Source organism: Brevundimonas sp. Leaf168 (genome assembly GCF_001423685.1).
Classification (GTDB): domain Bacteria; phylum Pseudomonadota; class Alphaproteobacteria; order Caulobacterales; family Caulobacteraceae; genus Brevundimonas; species Brevundimonas vesicularis_C.
This window is the reverse complement of record NZ_LMOY01000011.1, coordinates 237-19,338: the sequence shown is the minus strand read 5'-3', so window position 1 is coordinate 19,338 and position 19,102 is coordinate 237. Positions and strand designations below refer to the sequence as shown.

General features: G+C 68.0%; 15 protein-coding genes and 1 tRNA gene. 5 read left to right on the top strand and 11 right to left on the bottom strand.

Annotation, left to right across the window (positions count from 1 at the left end; all coding sequences use genetic code 11):
- Positions 1 to 40 precede the first annotated feature (40 nt).
- Entirely contained in the window at positions 41 to 1,567 is a 1,527-nt protein-coding gene (locus ASF81_RS11695) for an MFS transporter (protein ID WP_055808782.1), read from the bottom strand.
- Positions 1,568 to 1,709: 142 nt separating this feature from the next.
- Positions 1,710 to 3,950 (bottom strand): TonB-dependent receptor, encoded by a 2,241-nt coding sequence (locus tag ASF81_RS11690; protein ID WP_055808780.1) that lies wholly within the window; start codon positions 3,948 to 3,950, stop codon positions 1,710 to 1,712.
- Positions 3,951 to 4,127: 177 nt separating this feature from the next.
- Between ASF81_RS11690 and ASF81_RS11685 the strand changes: the two genes are divergently transcribed.
- From ASF81_RS11685 to ASF81_RS15480, 3 genes are all read left to right on the top strand, one after another.
- Complete coding sequence (locus tag ASF81_RS11685; protein WP_055808777.1) at positions 4,128 to 4,886, top strand: TetR/AcrR family transcriptional regulator; 759 nt, start codon at positions 4,128 to 4,130, stop codon at positions 4,884 to 4,886.
- Positions 4,887 to 4,977: 91 nt separating this feature from the next.
- On the top strand, positions 4,978 to 5,457 hold the full coding sequence (locus tag ASF81_RS15485) for a hypothetical protein (protein WP_235559358.1): 480 nt from the start codon (positions 4,978 to 4,980) through the stop codon (positions 5,455 to 5,457).
- A gap of 26 nt (positions 5,458 to 5,483) precedes the next feature.
- Positions 5,484 to 5,741 carry a LytTR family DNA-binding domain-containing protein gene (locus tag ASF81_RS15480; RefSeq protein WP_235559357.1) on the top strand — a complete coding sequence of 86 codons (258 nt, stop codon included), beginning with the start codon at positions 5,484 to 5,486 and terminating at the stop codon, positions 5,739 to 5,741.
- A 71-nt stretch (positions 5,742 to 5,812) separates the two neighbouring features.
- Here the strand turns inward: ASF81_RS15480 and ASF81_RS11675 are convergent, their stop codons facing one another.
- Positions 5,813 to 6,289 carry a COG3650 family protein gene (locus ASF81_RS11675; RefSeq protein ID WP_055808775.1) on the bottom strand — a complete coding sequence of 159 codons (477 nt, stop codon included), beginning with the start codon at positions 6,287 to 6,289 and terminating at the stop codon, positions 5,813 to 5,815.
- Positions 6,290 to 6,368: 79 nt separating this feature from the next.
- Here ASF81_RS11675 and ASF81_RS11670 point away from each other — a divergent pair, with 79 nt between their 5' ends.
- Positions 6,369 to 7,499 carry a DNA cytosine methyltransferase gene (locus ASF81_RS11670; protein WP_055808773.1) on the top strand — a complete coding sequence of 377 codons (1,131 nt, stop codon included), beginning with the start codon at positions 6,369 to 6,371 and terminating at the stop codon, positions 7,497 to 7,499.
- A gap of 68 nt (positions 7,500 to 7,567) precedes the next feature.
- Here ASF81_RS11670 and ASF81_RS11665 read toward each other — a convergent pair whose 3' ends face one another.
- The 3 genes from ASF81_RS11665 to ASF81_RS11655 all read right to left on the bottom strand — a co-directional run bounded on the left by ASF81_RS11665 (position 7,568) and on the right by ASF81_RS11655 (position 11,439).
- Positions 7,568 to 7,927, bottom strand: a complete 360-nt coding sequence (locus tag ASF81_RS11665; RefSeq protein ID WP_055808771.1) for a DUF1318 domain-containing protein — start codon at positions 7,925 to 7,927, stop codon at positions 7,568 to 7,570.
- Between the two features lie 33 nt (positions 7,928 to 7,960).
- Positions 7,961 to 8,149, bottom strand: coding sequence for a YnbE family lipoprotein (locus ASF81_RS11660; RefSeq protein ID WP_055754620.1), 189 nt, complete (start codon positions 8,147 to 8,149; stop codon positions 7,961 to 7,963).
- A 77-nt stretch (positions 8,150 to 8,226) separates the two neighbouring features.
- The gene (locus ASF81_RS11655; protein ID WP_055808769.1) at positions 8,227 to 11,439 is read right to left on the bottom strand and encodes a YdbH domain-containing protein; all 3,213 of its coding nucleotides are present in this window, start codon (positions 11,437 to 11,439) and stop codon (positions 8,227 to 8,229) included.
- A 318-nt stretch (positions 11,440 to 11,757) separates the two neighbouring features.
- Between ASF81_RS11655 and ASF81_RS11650 the strand changes: the two genes are divergently transcribed.
- A complete protein-coding gene (locus ASF81_RS11650) occupies positions 11,758 to 13,113 on the top strand; it encodes a M23 family metallopeptidase (RefSeq protein ID WP_055808766.1) in 1,356 nt (451 codons plus the stop codon).
- Positions 13,114 to 13,116: 3 nt separating this feature from the next.
- Here ASF81_RS11650 and ASF81_RS11645 read toward each other — a convergent pair whose 3' ends face one another.
- The 5 genes from ASF81_RS11645 to ASF81_RS15290 form a co-directional block, all read right to left on the bottom strand.
- On the bottom strand, positions 13,117 to 14,793 hold the full coding sequence (locus tag ASF81_RS11645) for a TadG family pilus assembly protein (RefSeq protein ID WP_055808764.1): 1,677 nt from the start codon (positions 14,791 to 14,793) through the stop codon (positions 13,117 to 13,119).
- Positions 14,793 to 15,218, bottom strand: a complete 426-nt coding sequence (locus ASF81_RS11640; RefSeq protein WP_055808762.1) for a TadE/TadG family type IV pilus assembly protein — start codon at positions 15,216 to 15,218, stop codon at positions 14,793 to 14,795. Before ASF81_RS11640 ends, ASF81_RS11645 begins: the two co-directional genes overlap by 1 nt.
- A 149-nt stretch (positions 15,219 to 15,367) precedes the next feature.
- Positions 15,368 to 15,439: transfer RNA gene (locus tag ASF81_RS15090), tRNA-Arg, on the bottom strand.
- Between the two features lie 74 nt (positions 15,440 to 15,513).
- Entirely contained in the window at positions 15,514 to 17,916 is a 2,403-nt protein-coding gene (locus ASF81_RS11635) for an EAL domain-containing protein (protein ID WP_156363245.1), read from the bottom strand.
- A gap of 234 nt (positions 17,917 to 18,150) precedes the next feature.
- Positions 18,151 to 19,102: hypothetical protein (locus ASF81_RS15290; protein WP_200932956.1), on the bottom strand; the 952-nt coding region annotated here is incomplete at its 5' end.

The window sequence follows — 19,102 nt, the reverse complement described above, 5'->3', positions numbered from 1 at the left end:
GCCCCACCCCTTCGCAGGTGCAACCGTCCACAGCCCCCCTTTAGTCGACCCAGTCCTTCTTGAGGGTGCGCGACGCCCCGATCAGCAGGATCGCGGCCAGCACATAGAAGCCCATGCCGGTGTAGATGGCCCAGCGCAGGCTTTCCTCGCCGAAGCGCGGCGCCAGCAGGTCGCTCATCCAGCCGAAATAATAGAAGCCGACCGCGATCCCGAGCAGATTGTTCAGCAGCAGGAACAGGGCCGAGGCCGTCGAGCGCATGGCCGCCGGCACCAGATGCTGGACCGCCGCCGTGATCGGACCCAGCCAGGCCAGGTTCAGTCCTGTCGGCAACAGGAAGATCAGGAAGGCCAGGGTCAACTGCTGAACGTGGCTGCCGCCGCCGGGCAGAACCAGGCCGATCAGCCAGGGCGAGTTCATCGCCAGGATGAAGCACGGCGCCGAGATCAGGAAGGCGACGGCCGGCGTCAGCGGATAGGCGCCCTTGCCCTTCTTGGACAGCTTGTCGGCGATCATGCCGCCCAGCCAGATGCCCAGGATGCCGCCGATCAGGGCGATGCCGGAATAGTAGATGCTGGTCTGTTTCAGTGTCAGGTCAAAACTGCGCATGAAGAACAGGGGCAGCCAGCCGGCCACGCCATAGCCGCACACCGACGATGAGGCGGCGCCCAGGCCCAGGAGCCAGAAGCTGGGCTTGCGGATAACCACCGAGGCGGTGCGCCGCGCGATCATTAGCGACACGCCGATCACCACCGCCAGCAGGCCGCCGAAAGCGAGCACCAGCGGATTGCCCAGAGACATGCCCATCAGCCAGCTCAAGGCGCCGAGGATCAGCAGACCGACGCCAATACCCAGCATGATCTGGGCGGCGATCTTGCCGGCCCGGTCCGTGCCGACCGGCACGGCCGCCAAGGCCGCGACCTGCGCCTCGGTCTTGATGGCGTCTGTGCCGCCCCGCTTGGGATCACGCACCGTCAGACGCAGCAGGGGTGCGACCAGCACGCCCAGCAGGCCGACCACGATGAAGGCGGTGCGCCAGCCGTAGGTCGCCGCCAGCAGGCCGCCGACCAGGGTGCCCGCCGCCATGCCCAGCGGAATGCCGAAGGCGAAGGCCGCCATGGCCCGCGCGCGCTGATGCGGCGGGAAATAGTCGGCGATCAGCGAATAAGCCGGGGCCACGCCGCCCGCCTCGCCGATGCCCACGCCCATCCGGCACAGGAACAGCTGGCCGAACGACCCGGCCATGCCGCACAGCGCGGTGAAGCCCGACCAGACGGCCAGGGCGCCAGTCATGATCCAGACCCGGCTGAACCGATCCGCCAGCCAGGCCAGAGGAATGGCCAATGTCGAATAGACCGAGGCGAAGGCGATGCCGCCCAACAGGCCAAACTGGCTGTCGGACATGCCGAACTCTTCCTTCAGCGGCGCGGCCAGGATGCCGATGATCTGGCGATCCAGGAAGTTCAGCATGTAGATCAGGATCAGAACCGCCAGCACATAGTAGCGGTAGCCGGGCCGCTCAGGCCGCTCGGGCCGCGCCTCCTGGATCGTCAGCGTCTCCGTCGTCATCGGCGTTTCCCCTCGGCGTCTTGTTGTTTGTTGAGGCGAGCCTAGCCGCAAGTCCGCCCTGTGCAAAATAGGCCTGGCGGAGCGAAAAGGGGCGGCGGCCCGGAGACCGCCGCCCCTCGTCGTCAGGCGTTAGGAATGTGGATCAGAACTTCAGACCCAGGGTCGCCGTGACGGTGCGCGGCTGGCCGTAGAAGCCGATGATCGAGTTGCCGGTCAGGGCGCCGGGGAAGGTGTAGCCGCCGACGCGATAGCGTTCGTCGCCCAGGTTCTTGCCGTGGACGCCGAAGGTCAGGCGGTCGTCGGACGAGGTCCAGACGATGCTGGCGTCATACATCCAGTAGGCGTCCTGATCGAGCAGCGGCGCGGGCGTTTCGAACTGCTGATAGGCGCCGCGGTAAGCGACCGACGGGATGAAGGCGATCGACGAGCCATTCTCCATGACCCAGTTGTAGTTGGCCGAGATCGATCCGGTCCATTCCGGCGTGTTCTGGAAGTCGCGCTGCGAGGATACGTCGACGACGCAGCCCGGCAGGGTCGGGCAGGACGTATTGCCCGAGGCCGTCGGGATATAGGCCAGGAACTGGTCGAACTTGGCGTCGATGTAGCTCAGCGAGGCGTTGAACGTCAGGGCGTCGGTGGCGCGCAGGCGGCCTTCGAACTCCCAACCGCGGATCGAGGAGGAGCCGACATTGTCCACCACCGAGGCGACGGTCGCGCCGGCCGGATATTGGGTCGTGATCTGCTGGTTCTCGTAGCTGGAATCGAAGATCGCGGTGGCGAAGGTCAGGCGACGATCCAGCAGCGAACCCTTCAGCCCGATCTCGTAGGTTTCGACCGTTTCCGGGGCATAGCCGTTGACGGTGGCGGGATACAGGACCGCATCGCCGCGCATGTCGAAGCCGCCCGATTTGAAGCCCTCGCCCCACGAGGCATAGGCCGTCAGATCGGGGCCGAACTTGTAGTTGACCGAGACGCGCGGCGTGAACTTCTCGAACTCGCGCGTGCGAGTGTAGTTGGTGCGCGGCGCGCCCAGCGGCACGGCGGCGTTGTTGCCGAAATAGGGGCTGCGAATGCCCAGATACTGCTGGCGGAAGACGGTGCCTTCCTTCTCGTCCTTGGTGAAGCGACCGCCGACCGAGACCGAAAGGGCGTCGGTGAAGTCATACGAGAAGTCGGCGAAGGCGGCGTAGCTCTTGGTCGCCACAGAACCCGAGGTCAGGGTCGTCAGATTGGCCAGACCCACGACGGTGTCGAACGCGCCCGAGGCGTTGGCGTCCATGTAGAAGACGCCGGCGACGCCGTTCAAGCGGCCCGCGCTGACCAGAACCTGGAATTCCTGGCTGAACTGGTCGTCGTCATAGGCGGCGGGGATGTCGAGGATGGGCTGAGGCAGGTTGTCGAAGTCGATGTTGCCGCGCGTCAGGCCCTCACGATAGGCGGTGATCGACTTGAAGGTGAACATGTCGCTCATCTCCCACTCGCCGGTCAGCGACACGCCGCGCGTCTGGACGCGGTTCTTGTCGCCGGCGCCGGCGTTGGTGTCATAGACATCGGCAGGCGACGGGGCGAACTCGCGGTGGCCGTGGCGCGCGTTGGAATCGTCATTCACCAGATCGCCGGCCAGACGGAAGAACAGGCTGTCGGTCGGGCTCCATTCCGCGCTGGCGCGGAAGGCGGTCACGTCCTTGTTGTAGTGTTCGTTGCCGGTGTTCAGGTTCTTGCCGTAGCCGTCGCGCAGATAGCGGGCCAGGGCGGCCGAGACCTTGAACTCGTCGCTGAAGGGCAGCTGCGCGCTGGCGATCACGTCGCGCTGGTTATAGCTGCCGTAGGAGGCGCGAAGGCGTCCCTCGGGCTCGTCCGCATTGATGCGGCTGGTCACATATTTGATGGCGCCGCCGATGGTGTTGCGGCCGTAAAGCGTGCCTTGCGGACCGCGCAGCACCTCGACCCGCTCCACGTCGAAAATGTCCAGAACGGCGGCCTGCGGACGGGCCACATAGACGTCGTCGATATACAGGCCGACGCCGGGATCGAAGCCCCACAGCGGATCCTGCTGGCCCACGCCGCGAATGAAGGAGATGAGGGTCGAGTTCGAGCCCCGCGCGGCGTTCAGCGTCAGGCTGGGCGTCGAGCGCGCCAGTTCGGTGATGTCCAGGGCGCCGCGCGCCTCAAGCTGTTCGCCGGTGACGGCGGTCACGGCGACCGGCACATCCTGCAGGCTTTCCGCGCGGCGGCGCGCGGTGACGACGATGTCGTCGACGGTTGCGGCGTCCTGAGCGTTCGCGGCCTGAGCGGTCGCCTCCGCGTCCTGGGCAAACGTGGCCCCCGCAAGCACGCCCCACGCCGCGCCGGCCAGCAGCGCGCACTTCACATGACGATTCATGATCCTAGACCCCTTTGTCGTTTCCAGCCCGATGGACGCTTTTATTCAGCGTTCAATGATTTTCACGGAACCTACCCGGTTTCGGCCGTCTGTCAAACACTGGACTGACGCAGCGTCACTTGGTTCCCAGACCGTGGCGCCGTTGCACCGTCGCGGTCGTGCGCCTAGCCTTGCCGCATGAGCAAGCCGGACGCCGCCGCCCCCCTTCCCCGCCCCGTCGCCGCCGCGCGCCGCAAGGCGGCGGGCGCTGCGCCGGCGCGGCGCGGCCGGCCGCCCAAGACCGAAGCCAAGGCGGCGGGCGAGACGCGCGATCTGATCCTGGATGCGGCCGAGGATCTGTTTTCCAAACACGGCTTCTACGGCGTCACCATCCGCGAGGTGGCGCGCGAGGCGGGCGTCGATACGGCCCTGGTTCACTACTATTTCGGGGCCAAGCGCGAGCTGTTCGACGCCGTCTTCCTGCGCCGGGCCGAGGTCTGGAACGACGACCGGGTCGCCGCCATCGACCGCTACGCCGAGACGGCGGGCGACGACATGACGCTGGAGGGCCTGTTGGAAGCCTTCCTGCGGCCGCCGTTCGAATGGTCGCTGAAGGGCGGGCCGGGCTGGAAACACTATTCCGCCCTGGTGGCCCAGACCAACGCAAACCCCAGCTTCGGCGGCGAGACGATGGCGCGCTATTTCGACCCGGCCATCCACCGGCTGATCGAGCTGATCGCCAAGGTGCTGCCGGGCGCCAGCGAGGTCGATCTGTACTGGGGCTATCACAATCTGTCGGGCGCCCTGACCCTGACGCTGGGCGAGACCGGGCGCCTGGACCGGCTGTCGAACGGGCGGGCGCGATCCGGCGATCTGGAGACGGCCGGCGACTATATGGTCCGGTTCGCGGCGGCCGGTTTCCGCGCCGTGGCGGGAATGACCCCGCGCCAGGGCTGATCGTTCACGCCGGGGTGCCGTCGCGCGCCCGACTTTCGCCCGGCCGAAAATCGTGGTTTCAAGGCGCGATCTTCCGACTGCGAAAGCCCAGATGACGTCCCCTGCCGCCGACCGCCGCCGCACCTTCTTGCGCGGTCTCATCGTCGCCGTTCTGGCGGGCGTCTTTCTGGCGGTGACCGGCGCCTTCGGCAGCGCGGGCGCGTCGCTGCCCGTACGGCTGGCCTATTGGGTGCTGGTCATGGTGCTGGGCGGACTGTGGGGGCATCTGTGCGGCGTCGTGGTCAGCCGGTTTCTGGATTCCGACGAGCGGCCGTGGCTGAGCATCGCGGTCATGGTCGTGATCATCACCGGGCCGCTGTGCGTGCTGGTGTGGGCGGCGACGGGCCTGTTCTTCGCCCAGAGGCTTTATCCGCTGGCGGTGCTGCCGGAACTGGTCGTGCCCGTCGTGGTCATCACGGCGGCGGTGACGACGTTGAACGTCTTTCTGGGGCGGGCCACGCCAGTCCAGACCCTGCGGCGCCGCCCGAGACAGCGGCCCGTCCGGTTCGGTTTCTGGACCGTCTGCCGCTGAAGCTGAAAGGCGCGACGATCCGGGCGGTGCAGGCCGAGGACCATTATCTGCGCATCCACACCGACCGGGGGTCGGACCTGATCCTGATGCGGCTGTCGGACGCCGTGGAAGAGCTGGAGGGGCTGGAGGGCGCCCAGACCCACCGCAGCTGGTGGGTGGCGCGCGAGGCGGTGCGCGCCGTCGAACGCGGCGACGGGCGCGCGACCCTGACGCTGGACGGCGGCCTGTCGGCGCCCGTCAGCCGCCGCTACGCCCGGATGCTGCGCGACGCCGAATGGTGGTGACGCTCTCTTTGAGCGCATGATTCACGCTTCGGACGGGGCCGCGTTGCGCCCCGATCCGAAACGATCACGCGCTAGGGCGCGGGCTGGGTGGTCAGCATCGACGCGGGCGCCGCGCAGCCGGTCAGCTCGTCGTCGCCGATCTCGACCTTGGCCGTCAGCGGATAGGTGCGGTCGCTCATGCCGTCCGAACATTCGGTGGCGATCAGCACGACGTTCAGCGCCTTGTTCAGATTGGTCGAGCTGGCGAAGGTCGCGACCGTGCCCTGGACCGTCGCGCCATGGTTCGGCGCTCGCTGGGTCGGCTGATCGACGCGGGTGTAGATCAGGGCGTCCGGCGTGATCTCCACGCCCCAGAAGGGTTCGGTCCCCAGCGCCCGCACCGGCTGGCCCAGATCGACCCCGCCAAGGGTGACGGCGGCCTGGGGCTGCGGCGCCGGCCTGGGCTTGGACTCCTCGCGGTCGTAACAGGCGCCGAGCGAGAGGCCGGCAAGGGCGATGACAATTGGGGCGATGGCGAACGGGGCGGCGGCGAGCGGAATGAGGCGCATGACGGCTCCTTTTGGTTCGGGCGCAGGTGAGGTCCCTGCCGCCCTCGGTCAAGGGGCGCGGCTGGGTTATGCTGATCCCATGTCGATTCGCCCCACCGCATTCGAGTTCTTCGCCGGGGGCGGCCTGGCGGGGTTGGGACTGTCCGCCGCCGGCATCGACACCGTCTTCGCCAACGACATGGACGGGGCCAAGGCGCGCGCCTTCAAAGCCAATCATCCACATACCCCGTTTCGCCAGGGCGATGTCTGGAGTTTGACTGTCGACGATCTGCCGGGACGGCCGGACATGGCCTGGGCCTCGTCGCCCTGTCAGGACGTCAGCTTGGCGGGCGCGCGCGGCGGGCTGGAGGCCGGGCGATCGGGGGCCTTCTGGGGCTTCTGGCGGCTGATGCAGGGGCTGGCGGCCGAGGGACGCGGCCCGCGCGTGATCGTGCTGGAGAACGTCATCGGCCTGCTGACCTCAGGGCCCGGGACCGAAGTGGGGCGAGATTTCACGGCCGTCTGCACGGCGATGGTCGAGGCGGGCTATACGGTCGGCGCGCTGGAGATGGACGCCGCCCACTGGCTGCCCCAGTCGCGCCCGCGCTTGTTCGTCGTGGCCATTCAGGGTGAAGCGCCGCGGGCGGCCGGTCCGACCCAGCCCTTCCATTCAGCGCGTCTGGTCGCCGCCCACGCGCGGCTGCCCGAGGCGGTCAAGGCGGCCTGGGCCTGGTGGTCGCTGCCCGCGCCGTCGCAGCGCAATCTGGACCTGGCGGCCATGCTGGAGCCGGACGACGCCGTCTGCTGGCTGGATGATGCGGACGCCATCCTGGCCTTGGCCGCGCCGCTGCACCGCGCCCGGATCGCGTCGGCCCTGGCCTCGGGTCAGCGTTGCGTCGGCGCCGCCTATCGCCGGGTGCGGACCGAGAACGGCCGGAAGGTCCAGCGGCTGGAAATCCGGTTCGATGGCTTGGCCGGATGCCTGCGCACGCCCGCCGGCGGCTCGTCGCGGCAATATGTGGTGGTGTGCGATCAGGGCCGGGCGCGGGTTCGGCGGCTGACCGGACGCGAGGCCGCGCGGCTGATGGGCGTGTCGGACGACTATCGGTTGCCGTCGAGCGAAAGCGCAGCGCTGAAGCTGATGGGCGATGCGGTGGCCGTGCCGGTGGTCAGGGCGCTGGCCGAAGTGCTGCTGTCGCCGGCGCTGATGGATCGACGCGCCGCCGCCTGACGCCGTCACTGATCGCCCAGATAAAACACCCCCCGGGATATCGCCCGAGGGGTGGGAAAAGCGTGATCCTAGCGCTGGACCCACTGGCCCTGGGCGTTGCGGTACCATTGACCCGAGGAGATGCGGGGCAGCAGCTGGGCCTCGAACATCCGGGCCCCGGCGACATCGGCCGAGGTGCCGGCCTCAGCGGCGCTGCGGGCGTAGGCGGCGCGGCGGCCGGAGTTGGTGGCGTCGACCGCGGCGCGCAGGCTGGCGTCCGAGGTCGGGGTGCGGAAGCCCAGATAACCGTCGGCCTGCTCACCCACTGTGCCAGCGGCCTTGGCCTGGTCGATCTGCGCCTTCTGGGCGCTGGTCTGGGCGAGGGCGGCGCCCGCGACGCCCAGAGCCGCAACGGCGGCGCCGATGACGAAGAGTTTGCGGAAGGTCATGTCAGCCTGTCCCTTTCAGAGAGAAGCGGGAAATCAGAAGAGATTGGGGTTCTGCTGCAACAGCTGCTGCAGCTCCTGGTCAAGCCGAACGCGCACGTCGGCGTCCAGCTTGGCGTAGATCTGGATCGGCGCGACCTCAAGACGGATGGTCGGGGCGCAGGCCGCGAGGGCGACGACGACGGCTCCGAAACCGAGGCCGGCCAGTTGGCGCTTGTGGATCATGACGTGGGCTCCGGTTCGGCCGAGGGTGATGTCTCTAATAGCACGCCGCCCAATGAACGCGCGCTGAATGGTGAAGTTCAATCGGCCGGCGCCGGAACGGGCGCCGGCGTCGCATCCTGCTGACCCTGGCGAGCGCGATTGACGGCCAGCAGATCCGAGATCAGCTGGTTGGCGTTCAGGGTCGTGTCCAGCGTCAGATCGATCTGGGTGTTCGACGGCAACGGCAGTTTGCGGTTCAAGAATTGGCGGCTGATCAGCTCAGGCAGGGTCAGGCGCAACTCCTGGCGCTGGGGCGGATCGTGGCGACCCCGGATGTGAAACAGGACTGCCAGACGCCCCCCGTCCAGGCTGTTCACATCGGCGCTGAGCTGATCGAAGGACAGGTTCTCCATCGCCTGATAGGCCAGGTCCTCGACAACGTTTTCCGATACCTCGCCGCCCCCGCCGCTGGCGGCGACATCGGTCAGGACGTCCCGCTTGATCGACAGGCGGCCCGGCTGAACCGCCTCCAGCTTGCCGGCGGTGATCTTGAGCCCGCGCTTGGGGTCCATGATGAAGGGCAGGCGGCCCGAGACGACAGCGTCCAGCTGAACCTTGTCGTCAAAGCCGGTGTCGGCGACAATATCGCCCAGTTGCACCCGGTCCAGCACGATCACGCCGCTGTAGGGCTGGGTGGCGTCCAGCGGGACGGTGAAGGGCTCGACCGAGACGGTCCCGCCGCCGGCGACGACCTGCGCGCCGTCGATCAGCACGCCCTCTTCGGTGATGGCAAAGGTCAAATCCAGCGCCGTGACCGCGGTGCCGACGGCCAGGCTGTCGGCCGTCAGCTTCTGGTTCGGGGCGGTGATGAGGGGCGTCAGGCTGCTGAAGACGATGTCGCCGCGCAGGCCCTTCACCGCCCCGACCGGACTGACGAAATCCAGGCCCGGCGTGACCAGATGGCCGCTGGAGGTCGGTTCGGCGTCCTTGGTCCAGTCGAAACGTCCGTCGAAGCTGACGGCGCCTTCGACCGGCGACTGCAGGAAGTTGGCGGCGAGCGGGCTGAGCATCTCCGGCTGCAGCCCATGCTCGGAAAAGACCACGTTCGGGGCGGTGATGACGATGCCGCCTGCCCCAACGCGCCCATCGTGCGCCAGGGTCAGGCGGCCGAGATCATAGGCGGCGGCCGCGCCCGTGCCCTTCAGATCGAAGGCGCCGCTCCAGCGTTCGTTGGCCAGGGTCGCCCGACCCTTGGCGAACAGGGGTTCGAACCGTTCGGGCGTCAGGGCGTCGATGACGCGGGCGGCGGCCACGTCGGCGGTCAGGCCGATCCCCGCCTTGGTTCCGTCGACGGTGACACGGCCCGCAGCGTCAGCGAACCGCATGCCGAGGAAGGGCGCCTGGGCCGACACCTGACTGAACCCGCCCGCGACGCGCCAGACGCCGTCCTTGGACGTCAACAGCGGACCGCCCTGGGGACACAGTTTGCCGGCGACCTGATGCACGTCGTTCTCGTCCAGCTCCAGCCGCTCGACGGTCAGATCGACGCAGTCGGATGTGGCATAGGTCAGCCGGCCGGCGTTCGTAGCCAGGACGCCACGTGTTCGGGCGTCGATGCCGCGCGCCAGGTCGAAATCCAGTCGGGCGCGACCGTCCAGCGTCGCTTCGAACCCGCCCTCGGTCAGGCGCCAGTTCGGGACCGCGACGGACATTTCCGGCAGGCCCTTGCCGCGCGTGGCGGTCAGGGTCAGCGCCCCGCCGCCCAGCCGTCCCGGCTCGGCCTGATAAGCGCCGCCCTGACCCTGAGCCACCGTCAGGACGCCGCCGTTTGCGGGCGTCAGGGTCACGGGACGCGACAGGGCGACGGTCGTGCCGGCCGCGCCCGTGGCGAAGCGGATGGCGGGCGCGTTCAGGGTGAAGCGTCCCAGCGCGCGCTTCATCTCGGCCAGCTCGGCGATGTCGTCGGGGCCGACCGCGCCGAACAGGGGCCAGGCGCCGTCGGCGGCGCGCAGCGATCCGTTCGCCGCGATCTGAACCCCGCCGTCGCTGACCACGTCCAGATCCAGGTCGGCGCGGCCGCGCTTCAGCGCCAGGTCGCCGAAACCGAAACGGTCGAAGGTCGCGCTCAAGGGCCCGGTCGCCTCGAAGGCCGAGTCCTTGCCGCCCAAGGCCAGGTCGCGCGACGTCAACGACAGTCCGCCGATCGTCGTCTGACCCGTCCGTCCCGAACCGGCGGTCAGGGCCAGCGGCCCCTGCATGCGCCAGCGCACGGCGTCGTCGCGCGACACCGTCAGCTTGCTCCGCGTCGCCGTCGCGGCGACATCGGCGATACGCAGGTCCGCGCCCTCGACAGCCGCCGCCTTCAGCGCGGTCGTGACTTCGCCGTCCAGCCGGAAGGTTTCGATCCAGCCGGAGACGGCGCCGTCGAACCGGGCGGCGACATCGGCGCTGCGGGCGCTGAGCGTTGGGGTGCCCAGGCGCTCGCCGGTCAAGCGGGCGTCCAGAACCGCCCGGCCGTCGCCGCGCCGCGTCTTCAAATCCGGATAGGGCAGATCGCCGGTCAGCGTCAGCGCAGCCCCCTGCCCTCGGGCCGCCGGTGTCGCGAAGCTGTCGGCGGCGGCCGACAGCTTGATCGCCATCCGGTCGCCGGTCGTGGTCAGATCCAGAAGGCCGGACAGGCCCTGGGCCTGCGTGTCACCGCTCTTCAGCGCGGCCTTCGGCAGCCGCGCCGCCAGCCGCATCAGCTTGCCGTCGTCAATCCGGGCGTCAGCCAGCAGATCGACCGGCCCGTATTCCGTATTCAACCGCCCGCGGCCGCCCTCGACGATGACCAGGGGCCCGCGCGAATCCGGACGCGGCGGCCCGCCGGTGAACTCCTTGATCAGCGGGTCCAGCGAGCCGAACGACAGCTTTCCGCCCTTCCAGCTGGCCCGGACGACCGGGCGCACCAGACGGATGCGGCTGGGGGTGACGCCCAGGCCCGACCTGGACCACGGCAGGGCGACGGCGTAATCGACCTCGGCCCGCTCGACCACGACATCCGGATTCTTCGGATCGCCGATGCGGATGCGGCCGACGAAGCCGTCGATCTCGATCCGCTCCACCTCGACGTCGGCCGGGATGCCGCGCTGGTCCAGCCAGCCGACGAGGACGTTGCGCGCCACCGCGCGGCGATTGAGATAGATCAGGGCCGCCACCACGCCGACCAGCAGCGCCAGGATCAGAACCCCGACGGCGACGGCGCGCAGGACGCGACGGGTCTTGGCCTGCGGCTTTGGCTTTGGCTCGGGCTTGGACGGTGTGTCGGTCAAACGGATCGATCGCGTGATTGAAACGGCAGGCCGCCCACCTTGGTCATCCTTGTCTTCAGCACAAGATCAAAGCGTGACGGTCGGCTTTCGGCGCCCGCTTCCTGCCGGTCAAGCTGGGCCAGATAACGGCGAATCGACCGGTCGGGATCCCTGCGCCGTCGAGCTTTGTCTGACGCACGTTAACCGTTTGTAACGGTCTGCTTTCCAAAATGAGACAAGCACGGTATAGGACCGCCTTCGCGCCACGGGCGATACGGCGCGATCTTCGAGAACGAGTAAAGCTTTGGCGCCGAAGGCGTCGCAATACGACGGGGACCGATGGCTCAGTTCGACCCACGCCGCCAGCCGACGCGGCTCGCGCCGCACATGCTTACGGCGGCAGCTGCAATCTCGGTGGCGATGCTCGCCGGTCGAGCCTATCAACCCGCTCAGGCGGAAGAAGTTCCCGCGCTGACCTCGACGCAGATGGCGGCCATGGAAGCCAAGGCCTTCGCCGCCGCCAACGCTCCCGCCGGAATGACGGCGCCCGAGGCCGTCAACGTCCAGATCCGCCGCGGCGAAACCTTCGAGCAGGCCGTGCGCCGCACCGGCGTCGCCCCCGAAGAAGCCAGCGCGGTCGCCGCCACCGTCGCCAACGCCTTTGACCTCGCCGATCTGCGCGCCGGACTGAAGTTCGAAACCGCCATCGCCAAACCGCGCAACGGCCGGGGCGACGCCCGCCTGATCGGCCTGACGATGCGCACCGGCCCGGCGTCGCAACTGACCGTATCGCGCAGCTTCGACGGCGCCCTGCGCCTGCGTTCGCTGGAAGAAAAAGTCACTCACGAGACCGTCGTCCTGAAGGGCGATGTCGAGCGCAGCCTGTCGGCCAGCGCGCGTGAACTGGGCGCCACCGCCTCCATCGTCCGTTCCGCCAGCCGCCTGTTCGCCACCAAGTTCGACATGCAGCGCGACATCCGCGCCTCCGACGAGTTCACCATGGTCTTCGACCGTGAAGTGACCGAAGCCGGCCGCACGGTGGATGTGGGCGACCTGATGTACGCCGAACTGCGCGGCGTGACCTTCTATCGCTTCAAGCCCGCCGGCGCGAAGGAGGCCCAGTTCTTCGATTCGAACGGCAAGAACCTGCGTTCGGCCATGATGCGCACGCCACTGCAGAACTTCCGCCGCGTGTCCTCGGGCTTTGGTTTCCGCACCCACCCGATCTCGGGCTACAAGAAGATGCACCAAGGCATCGACTTCGCCGCCGGAACCGGCACGCCGGTCGTGGCCCCCGCGGACGGCGTGGTGGTCGAGGCGCGCCGCTGGGGCGGTTACGGCAACTGGCTGCGCATCCGCCACAACAACGGACTGGAAAGCGGCTACGGCCACCTGTCGCGCTACGGCTCGGGCATCCGCGCCGGCCAGCGGGTCAGCCAGGGTCAGATCGTCGCCTACGTCGGCTCAACCGGCGCCTCGACCGGTCCGCACCTTCACTATGAGCTGTGGCGCGGCGGCCAGCGGATCAATCCCGCCGGCGTGCGCACCCAGGAAGGGACCGAACTGGCCGGCGCCGACCTGACCGCCTTCCGCGCCGAAAAGGCCCGCATCGACCGCATCATCGCCTCGGGCGGTCAAAAGCGCCCGGCCATGCAGCAGGCCTCGGCCGAAGGCCTGCGTCCCGCTCGCGGCTAAGGTTCAGCCGACCAGACGCGGGGTTGCGCGCCCCGGCGTCGGGCAGGACAGGCCGTGGACCGTCACATCGGCCTCGCCCAGCTTCAGGCCCAACAGGTCCAGTACCGGATTCAGCGCGCCGTCCAGCACCGGCCCCAGCGGCTCCAGCAGCCGCCCCAGGGCCTTGGTCAGGTCGCCGAGCCCCAGGCCTAGGCCGATCACGTTCACATCCACGTCCAGGCGCGCCAGCAGGCTGGCCACCGCACCACTGGCGAAGCCGCGCGACGCCATGGTCTTGGTGCGCTGATTGTCGATGTCGCCCGCGTCGAACCTTAGCGATCTGAAACCGGCGTCCGCCGCCTCGACATCCGCCTTGCCGGTGATGCTGACGAGGCCCAGGACCGACAGCAGGGTCGCGCGCTGGGGCGCCAGCGGGGCCTTGAAGTCGTCAAGCTTGGCCTCGTCCACCACACCGATCGATGCGCGCGCCAGGCCCGGCCGCACATCGACCTCGACCGCGTGCGCCGGATCGCAGGACAGCGACTTCAGCCGCGCCTCGGACGCCGCCATTTCGATCAGGATCGGCAGTTCAATCCGCGCCAGACCCGACAGGGATTGCGCCGTCTTGGCCCGCACGTAGAGCCGCGCCTGAGCCGTGCGGATGATCGGCTGGCCGTTGGCCGTCACCGTCAGCCAGGGCGAGCGATTGGGCCGTTCGCCGATCGCCAGGCTGGTCTTCAGATCGGCGAGCCCGACCGGCACGCCCAGGTTCAGCGCTATCTGTCGGTCCCCGCCCCCGACCTCCAGCATGGCCATGACCAGATCCATGGCCGAGACCGACGCGTCCAGCCCCTCGCGGATCCCGTCGGGCGATTGCGCCTCCAGCCCGATCAGGTCGCTCAGCCTGACCTTCGTTCCGACCGAGGCCGAGGCCAGCTTGCCCAGCGCCCCGCCGTCCTGGCCGCCCGCCACTCGCTCCAGCACCCTCAGCGCACGGCCGGCATCGACCTGGGTCGCCAGAAGCCGGTCATAGTCGCCGACCTGGACGCCCAGATCGGTCGCCAAGGCGTCGGTGAACCCCAGCAAATTGACGTCCAGATCGATCAGACGACGATAGTCCATGACGCTGAGCGAGACCTTGGACCCGGTCAGGCCGCCGAGCACCTGATTGGCCACGCCGCCGTCCAGTCGCGCCAGACGCGACCCGATCGAGATCATGGCCTTGGGCGTCCCGCCGCCCGTCGTCGCCGTGGCCCGGCGGGTGACCCGCACCTGATCGCGGCCCAGCAACAGCGGCGTGAAGAACATCGGCGCGCGGCTGGTGACCTCGACCCGTGCGGCGTTCGGCTTGATCCCGCCCGTCATGAACCGGTCATTGCGCGCCTTGGCCGGATCGGGCGTATAGACACCTAGCGCCGTCGCCACCGTGACCGAAACGTCGGGCGCCACATTGGCCTCGACCGTCGCCTGGGCTGCACGGGCGACCGCACCCTCGCCCTGCGCCAGGTTCCGTACCGCCGACAGCGCCGCGAGATCCGCCGCCCCCTGAACCCGGCGGGTGTGCAGAACCAGAACACCTAGGTCGATCACCGCCGCCGTGAACAGACACAACAGACCGCCCGCGACCGCCGCGATCACCGCCACCGCCCCGCGCCGATCGGCGCCGAACCGCAGCCGCAGACAAGGGGCCCGGACGCTCATCAATAGTCGCCCACATGGATGACCGCCGACCGCCGAATGACAGACGGCGGACGCGGCAGCATTCCGCCCAGCGCCATGATCAGACTGTCGCTCGCGTCATAGACGACGACGACCCGCAGCCGGCCGGCGTCCTCCATTACCTCGATGGTCGTGTGCTTGGGGTTCAGCGCCACGCCCCGCACCGCCTCGCTGACCTCGCGCCGCGCCAGACCGTCGCGCTCGACTGGATCCAGCCCCCCGATCGCCGCCCTGGCGCCCTCCGACGCCAAGGCCTGAACCGACTGGGCCATCAGAAACCAGCCGCCATAAACGACGATGACGATCAGCAGCAGGACCAGAATCGGCCCCACCAGCGCAAACTCCACCGCCGCCACGCCCTCGCGCCCGCGTCGCCTTGCAGAAGGAATGGGTCCGAACGTCCGCACGCCAACCTCACGATTACTCGTTTAGGTTGTATATCAGGCGGGGTTAAGCGTTCGTATAGGTGTTGGATCGATCTCAAGTGGCGCCGTCAGGCGCGCTGACACGGTGTCGTCCGCTCCGCGTGGTCGCAAAGTCGTCGATTTGGAGAAAGTGGCGCACCCGGAGCGATTCGAACGCCCGACCCTCAGATTCGTAGTCTGGGAAAATATGCCCGATTTTCTGCACGTTAGAATCATCAATCCTGTAACGAGCGCCAATCGCGTGCTGCCCCAAGCTTCATGTTACGATCCTCAAGCTCTATGCAGCGGTGCCTAGATGGGGGTCGGACAGAACTTTTGTGCTTTCGGATGGTGTCAAAAAACTCACCAGACCTTCAAAAGGCAGTGGTCGCGAGACCCAGTAGCCCTGGATGGTGTCACATCCCAGAGCCGACAAGGCGTCAAAGACTTCCTCGGTTTCAACGCCTTCTGCGACGACGGTCATGCCTAAGCCGTGGGCCAGATCGACGGTGGATTTGATGATCAGGCGATCACGCCCGCTGTCGAGGACATCAAGGATCAGGGACCGGTCGATCTTCAACTCGTCAGCGTTCAGCATTTTCAGATAGCTGAGCGAAGATAGGCCGGCGCCGTAGTCGTCGATCGAAATCCGCACCCCCGCCGACCGATAGGCCGCGATCGCCTGGGCCGCGATCTTCGGGTTTTCGATGACGGCAGTCTCAGTGATTTCGAAGATGAGATCGGCGTCGCAGCCCTCGATCACCTGAAGCGCACGCGCTTGGAAGGCCTCGTCCACAAGGAGCCGTCCGGACACATTCAGAGCGATGGCCAGATGAACGCCCCGAGCCCTGAGCGCGGCCTGATCTTCAATCGCCTTAACGATGCTCCATTCGGTCAGCGCCCTGATCTGTCCCGTCTGTTCGGCGATCGGAATGAAGAGGTCCGGCCCGATCCGACCCCGCACCGGATGATGCCAGCGGCAGAGCGCCTCGACCGAAGCCGTTGAGCCATCCGAGGTCTTCCGCTTCGGCTGATAGTGCAGACTGACGTCGCTCCTGCGCAGGGCGTCGCGAAGTTCCGACATTAGGGCGAGGTTGTTGTCGGGATCGACAAAAGTCGCCTCGTCATACAGCACCGTACGGTCGTCCGAGAGATCGGCCTGGTTTAGCGCCGTCGTCGCCCGTTCGATCAGGGCGTCGCCGCTCGCCGATTGCCTATCCTGCGAGGCGCTGCCGATGCGGACGAACAGATCCAGCGGCTGGCCGTCGACTGTGAAGGTCGTCTCTACGGCGCGAAGAGATCTGGCCAGGGCGTGTTGCTGATCGGCGGACAGATCGGCCCGCGAGAAGGCGAGCACCGAGGACGCGATTTGCGCCACCAGGTCCACTTCGGCCAAATCGGCCAAGCGATCGGCAAGCTGGACCATCAAGGTGTTGGCGACGTCATAACCGACGACCCCGCGCATTTCCGCATGGCGATCCACGCCGATCGCAAAGACGGCGACGTTCGTCTCGGCTGTGGCGATGAGATCGTCGATGCCCGCCAGCAGGGCTCGGCGGTTTGGAAGCCCGGTTTCCGGCTGATGCATCGCCAGATGAAGCAGGCCGGCCTCTCGCGCCTGCACGATCGCCTTGGCCTGCCTCGTCAGCTCGACGCGGGTCGCCCAGATCGCCATCAGTGTCTGCGTGAAAAGAAGCGCGGCGATGTCGATGCTAACCGCCAACAAGGCCTGAAGCACGACCGGCGCGATCACGATCAAGGCCGTGACGGCGACATGGCGCACGACTAACCGCCACAGAGCAGCGCCCCCGCTTCTGACGGGCTGCAGCGCCGCGACGAGTCCGGCGCAGAGGATCAGAAGAGCCAGCGGGCTGAGGCTGATCAAGGCCCGTCCGCCAGCGATACTTTCGTAGGCGAGGGCGTGGATGATGACGCCGGGCAACAGCCCGACGGGCGTGGCGAACTCGTCGCCGAGTTCCAGGGCCGTCGCCCCCATCAGGACCTTCTTGCCGCGCACGAGCGAGGGGTCGAAGCGGCCGCTATAGACGTTCTCGAAACTGAGGTGGGGGATCGATTTCTGCTCGATCCCGAAATCGACGGTGAAAGCGCCCTGACGCACCGAGGCATCGGCCAGCAGGGCCGCGACCGATGGCGGCGCGTCTTCTGAGGCGCCGTAATCGTAATGGCGCACCCGTCCGTCCCCATCCACCGGCACATTGACCGACGCGAGCAACGACTCGTTCAGAAGCGGCCCGATCGGGCGGTTGCCCGATCTGCGTCTCTCGCCGGCGCCATACGACTCCATCTGCTCAAAGGTCGCCAACGCCACCTGACCAGGATGGCGCGATACCGCCGCCGCCAGCGCCTGATCGGACGCGGGGTTGGACGGCGCGCTGAAATCGACATCGACGGCGACCAGGGTCGCGCCGGCCGCAATCAGATTGTCGATCGCTTGGGCATATCTTCGCCGGTCCCATGGCCAGGCTTCTGCGGCGACCAGGCTTCGGGAATCGATCTCGACGATCGTCAGGCTCTGGCTGGCAGGTCGCTCCAGAACCGAGAACCGCGCAGAGGCGATGACGTCGTCTAGGGGCCGGAAGGCGTTCGCGAGCATGCCAACGCCAGCGAACGCCAGGATCAGCACGGACCAAACGACGACAGGAAGTCGACGTCGACCGAGTCCATCAGCAGCGGTGCGCATGGTCACCGCTTCGGAGGCCGAGGACCGCCCTTGCCGGGATCATCCCCACCCGGATTACCGTTGCCGGGGTTGCCGTTGCCCGGGTTGCCCGAGCCCGGATTGCCGTTGCCGGGGTTGCCGTTGCCAGGGTTACCGTTGCCCGGATTGCCCGAGCCGGGGTTGCCGGCGCCGGGGTTGCCCGAGCCGGGRTTGCCGTTGCCAGGGTTGCCGTTGCCGGGGTTACCCGAGCCGGGGTTACCATTGCCCGGATTGCCGTTGCCAGGGTTGCCAGAGCCGGGGTTGCCGTTGCCRGGGTTRCCGTTGCCCGGGGTTACCCGASCCSGGGTTACCATTGCCCGGATTGCCCGAGCCGGGGTTGCCGTTGCCAGGGTTGCCGTTGCCTGGGTTGCCCGAGCCCGGGTTGCCGTTGCCCGGATTGCCGTTGCCGGGGTTGCCGTTGCCGGGGTTGCCGTTGCCAGGGTTGCCGGCGCCGGGATTGCCCGAGCCGGGGTTGCCGGAGCCGGGGTTGCCCGAGCCGGGGTTGCCGTTGCCGGGGTTACCGTTGCCCGGATTGCCCGAGCCGGGGTTGCCGTTGCCAGGGTTGCCGTTGCCAGGGTTGCCGTTGCCTGGGTTGCCCGAGCCCGGGTTGCCGTTGCCGGGGTTGCCGTTGCCGGGGTTGCCGTTGCCGGGGTTGCCGTTGCCAGGGTTGCCCGAGCCCGGATTGCCGTTGCCAGGGTTGCCCGAGCCGGGGTTGCCCTTGCCGGGGTTACCGTTGCCGGGGTTACCGTTGCCCGGATTGCCGTTGCCAGGGTTGCCCGAGCCGGGGTTGCCGTTGCCGGGGTTGCCGTTGCCGGGGTTGCCGTTGCCCGGGTCGCCCGACCCCGGGTTACCATTGCCCGGATTGCCCGAGCCGGGGTTGCCGTTGCCAGGGTTGCCGTTGCCKGGGTTRCCCGAGCCTGGGTTGCCGTTGCCAGGGTTGCCATTGCCCGGATTACCGTTGCCGGGGTTACCGTTGCCGGGATTGCCCGAACCCGGGTTGCCGTTGCCGGGGTTGCCATTGCCCGGATTACCGTTGCCGGGGTTACCGTTGCCGGGATTGCCYGAACCCGGGTTGCCGTTGCCGGGGTTGCCCGAGCCTGGGTTGCCGTTGCCCGGATTGCCCGARCCYGGGTTGCCGTTGCCRGGGTTGCCCGAGCCTGGGTTGCCG